Source organism: Photorhabdus sp. CRCIA-P01, from assembly GCF_003545805.1.
Taxonomy (GTDB): Bacteria; Pseudomonadota; Gammaproteobacteria; order Enterobacterales; family Enterobacteriaceae; genus Photorhabdus; species Photorhabdus antumapuensis.
In genome coordinates, this window is sequence record NZ_NMQR01000106.1 from 1 (window position 1) to 4,362 (window position 4,362).

Annotated in this window: 5 protein-coding genes; 2 read left to right on the plus strand and 3 right to left on the minus strand. The window is 51.8% G+C overall.

Annotation, left to right across the window (positions count from 1 at the left end):
- The coding region (locus tag D3222_RS23635) for a CHC2 zinc finger domain-containing protein (RefSeq protein WP_118988254.1) at nucleotides 1-2,018 on the minus strand (2,018 nt) is incomplete at its 3' end.
- Nucleotides 2,019-2,117: 99 nt separating this feature from the next.
- Between D3222_RS23635 and D3222_RS23640 the strand changes: the two genes are divergently transcribed.
- Nucleotides 2,118-2,516 (plus strand): helix-turn-helix domain-containing protein, encoded by a 399-nt coding sequence (locus tag D3222_RS23640; RefSeq protein ID WP_036838980.1) that lies wholly within the window; start codon nucleotides 2,118-2,120, stop codon nucleotides 2,514-2,516.
- A 74-nt stretch (nucleotides 2,517-2,590) separates the two neighbouring features.
- Nucleotides 2,591-2,833: a SymE family type I addiction module toxin gene (locus D3222_RS23645; protein WP_036842084.1), complete on the plus strand. Its 243-nt coding sequence runs from the start codon at nucleotides 2,591-2,593 to the stop codon at nucleotides 2,831-2,833.
- Nucleotides 2,834-2,925: 92 nt separating this feature from the next.
- Here the strand turns inward: D3222_RS23645 and D3222_RS23650 are convergent, their stop codons facing one another.
- A complete protein-coding gene (locus D3222_RS23650; RefSeq protein WP_036842083.1) occupies nucleotides 2,926-3,267 on the minus strand; it encodes a DUF6572 domain-containing protein in 342 nt (113 codons plus the stop codon).
- A 9-nt stretch (nucleotides 3,268-3,276) separates the two neighbouring features.
- The coding region (locus D3222_RS25715) for a hypothetical protein (protein ID WP_198672915.1) at nucleotides 3,277-4,362 on the minus strand (1,086 nt) is incomplete at its 5' end.

The following is a 4,362-nucleotide window of genomic DNA, read 5'->3' on the forward strand; positions in this document are numbered from 1 at the left end:
GACTGCAACAGTTTCAGGGCATASGCCGCCTGCCGCACGCCTTCYTCTTCGGCGATAGCCAGTATCTTGTGTTGCAGGCTGGTTTCCCCCAGATAGTACAGGCTCTGTCCGGTCATCGCCGAGTACTGGATACGCTCCTCTTCCGGCATCAGGTTCAGCACGGCGTCCATCAGGGAGGATTTCCCCGCCGCGCTGCTGCTCTGGATTAACACGGCCAGCGGTTTATCCAGTTTGCGCGAGACCGCCGCCAGATACCCGGTCAGCAGATTGGTGGATTCGCCGACCACCCCGCAGGCGGCCATATCGGCAATAATCTGTTCAGCCAGATTCGGCGATTGCAGCAACGCCAGCGCGGCGGCTTCGTCTTCGGCACTGACCGTTACCGCCGTTGTCCCTGAGGCTTCGGCCTCCGCTCGCTGCCCGGCATCCTGTTGCTGCTCCAGCATCAGCAGCACCCGACCCGCTTCACGTTTAATTACAGACGGCTCGCATTCCAGCTCCTGCGCTGCCGTGCTGATGTAGTTCTGCCGTGAACGGGCGTGATACATGTCCAGCGTATCCACATGGAACAGGCCGGACGTTTCATCACGGACCTGCACGTTGACTTTCATCACCTCCGGCACCGGGGATTTTTTCATCCCCCGTACCCGCCAGACCCGCGGGCCGCTTTTCATCAACAACTCACCGGAGGCCGTGCGCTCACAAGGCACGGGTGCAACCTGTGGTTCTGGCAAGGCAGCTAAAGCAGCCGGTTTCGTTTCCCCTGTCGTTTGGGGTTCTTCCGTCATATTCGGTGCCGCGGGCCGTTCATGGCTGAACACCGTGCCCGGGGCCGTTCCCTGTCCCAGCCAGACCGCCTGTTGCAACGCCAGCCCCAGCGCCTGTTCGGCGTGGCCGCTTTTTAACGCATAATCGTTGGCATCCAACCCCGGCGGGAACTGCACCCGCCATGCCTCAATGCCGGCTTCCAGTAAATCAGCGGCAACACCGGTTGCGCCACGGTCTCCGGCCTCATCCCGGTCAAAGGCAATCAGCACCCGTTTCACGCCGTGATACTGCAAGGCGTCGAGGTGATCGCGGTTAAAACCGTTCACGCCGTAGGCGGCGATCACGTTGCGGAACCCGGCGCACCAGAAGGTCATGGCATCGATCAGCGCTTCGCACAGGATAATTTCCGCAGCGGCTTTCATCGTTTCCTCATTCCAGACCCCGGCTAGCGGTGACGGCAGGTACAGATGCTTCGGGCTGTCTTTCAGCACTTTGTAATCCGGCTGGGTTCGGCGGCCATACAGTTGCAGTACCCGCCCGCGGCTGGCCACACTGGCCGATTCGGCCCAGCCGATCACCGGCACAACAACGCAGCCCCGGAAGTGGTCCTGACGGGTGGTAGTACGCAACACGCCCAGACCCGACAGCTTGTCACGCAGTTGCTGGCCTTCCTGACTGCTCTTGGACGGTAATAAGCCCGCTGAACCGCCGATCCCGTGATGGCCCGCGTACCCCAGCTTAAAGTGACTCACCAGTTCAGGATGATTCAGCCCGCGTCGTTCCAGCCAGGCTTTAGCTTCCGGTGACGCCAGTAAGTGCTGATGATAAAAATCAATCACCTGATGCAACAGCGCCTGCCCGTCATCGTCAAGGTCAGCCAGTTTCGGGCGCGGCAGGGGGGCCGGCTGTGATTCCGGCTGGGCGGCTAAAGAAGAAGCGGCCACAACCGCATTGTCCATGTCCGGTAACCCGGCCAGCTCCCGCAGCCGGCGGATAGCGATTTTCAGCGTCACCCCTTCCGTTTGTATCACCCAGTCCAGCACCGACCCGGCGGCCCCGCAGCCAAAGCAGTGATAGAGGTTCTTGGCCGGTGAGATGACCATTGAGGGGGTTTTCTCGTTATGGAAGGGACAACGCAGCACATAATCCTCACCGCGTTTTTTCATCAGACGGCCCTGCTTACGTGCCAGCCCCAGCAACGAGACGGTTTGCTTTAAGCGGGCTAAATCGGTATCGGGAATGCGGGTCATAAGTCTTTCCTTTTGAACCTTGTCAATAGACATGTTTGCGATATATAATAATCGCATAAAAGAGATTTTACAACAGCCAGCTAAAAAGGAAGGGGTACAATGGCGGACATTTGTGTTTTGCAAACAGGTATTGATATGTCCGTATTTTCTGAACGGCTTAAGATGCTCAGAGAAGCTCGGGGATTAACCCAATCACGGCTTGCCGAGATGATTGAGGTACTGCCCAGAGTGTATAACCGCTGGGAGCGGGGACACATCGTCCCTCAACTGGAGTCCTTGATTAAGCTGGCTGATGTTTTACAGGTTTCTCTTGATGAACTGGTTGGCCGCCGCGAGACCAGCAAAGATGTGAAGATACGTAACCACATATTGCATGAACTCTGGCAACAGGCTGATTCGTTATCCGATGAGGAGCAGAAGGCGTTGATTATGGTGATTGACAGTTTTGTTACCAAGTCAATGATGGAAAAAGTTGTTATGAAGAGCGCCAAGCGCTGAGATGACGCGGCTACCATGAGTTCGGACCTCATGATGGCCGCTGACCACACAACCAACTATGTAGGAGTTGATTTATGGCTGAACGCGATTGTAATGCAAACTCAGACAGTTCGAAAGTCCAGCGCCGCTATAAGGTCGGCTATATCAGCCGATGTCACGCCGATCGCCACACTGGCATGACTCGCTATTACAGCCAGCATCCCAGTTTGCACCTCAAGGGCAACTGGCTGCAAGAAGCAGGCTTTGCCACCGGACAGGCGGTGCAGGTGAGAGTTGAACGGGGACAATTGATTATTCAGGTTGTTACGGAAGATTGAGTTTGCAGCTGGAAAGTTAAAAAAGATCGAAATTAGCGCAGTGAGCAAGCTTTCTGCGCTAATTTGGTCATTGAGATCACATAATTAATTTTCTAAATGACCTCACTTTCCTCATAAGTTAATTCTATGTTAATGGAAGATAATATTTCGTTTACTCTCTCCATAAAATCAATACATTCCTGAGGAATCTTGTACTGGAAAAACACTTTAAACGTTATATTCCTACCCTGAGCGTCTGGGAGTTTTTCGTATATTTCTCCGCTTTCAACAAATGCAATATATCTATTAATTTTTTCTTGCAATTTAAAGAGGTGTTCATTAATACAAGATGACCATTGCAAATGATCAGTTATAACCAAGATTACCTGCTGGGAAACTATATCCTCTTGGGTCATTGTAATTAAATCAATTTTATTTATATCTTCTACAGACATATAGCCTCCTTAATCATCCTTTGCTTTTGGCCTTACTATTTCAACTTCTGTCGGTGGTATCTTAGTTCCACTTTCAAATCCCGGCCTACCTTTCCCAACAACTGTACCTCCGCTCTCTTTCAGTTCTGGAAAACCTGTCTTTTGATTCTTTGTTAATGGTGCAGTTTGAGAACTTTTACATTCTATGCACTTGATAGATCCATCTCTATCTTTAGCCATAATATCAACCCTAACTTTGGTCCCTTTATTTGTCTCTATGGTAACTTCCCTAACCGGGGTTTTTAATTTAGGGTCTTGTTTTAACTTATCATAAACAGATTGTTCGAATTCCTTACCTTTCTCATAATTCTGCCGTATTTGTGAATCAGAGTTAGGTGATTGAACTTTTGTTTTCACGCCATTTTCAAACGTATAGTACCCACCGTTGTTACTATAAATCGTGTTTCCTGAGGCATCTGCTTTTCCTGTATTGCCATAAACACTACCTTTTGGCCCGATAACTGAATTCCCTTTTGGAGTATAACCAGTAGGTAATGTTGCGCCTTTTCCGACTATATTTATAGAAGTTCTATTAGCTTTTGCCCCAATAATTCCCGTCGCTGTCTCCAGCAACGTCAGGTTCCGCTGCTCTTCCTTCACGTACTGCGCCGCATCGGCTTTGGATAACCCGGCGTTTTCCAGCTCTTTTCGGCGCAGTTCCGTGTTAAAGAACCCGGAGAGTGGTCCGCCGCCGCCATTTAACCAGCTGCTCTGCTCTGAACGGCCTAGCTTATCATTGGCACGATAGCCCGAAACCGCCAGTTCTTTACCCAGTTCATGGTTGATAAAGGCCAGCTCTTCGCGGCTCAACTCGCCATTCAGCGCCATCTGTTTCAGGGTATTGATAGTCGCATCACTGGCCTGCCGATATTCCGTCCAGACCCCTTTACGGCAGCTGTCATCCTGACATGAGGCCAGTTTATCGCGCATGTCCTCCACTGACGGCAGACCTTTATCCAGAATGCGCTGGCTCAGTTCTTTGGCCTTGCCGCACGCTTCCGGTGACAGCGTGCGGCAATCCCCCAGATTTCGCGAGGCCAGCGCATTATTCTCAAT

Bases quoted from the DNA above. Each gene is read 5' to 3' on its own strand.
- D3222_RS23640 (WP_036838980.1), top strand. From the start codon at position 2,118: ATGGCGGACATTTGTGTTTTGCAAACAGGTATTGATATGTCCGTATTT.
- D3222_RS23645 (WP_036842084.1), top strand. From the start codon at position 2,591: ATGGCTGAACGCGATTGTAATGCAAACTCAGACAGTTCGAAAGTCCAG.
- D3222_RS23650 (WP_036842083.1), bottom strand. From the start codon at position 3,267: ATGTCTGTAGAAGATATAAATAAAATTGATTTAATTACAATGACCCAA.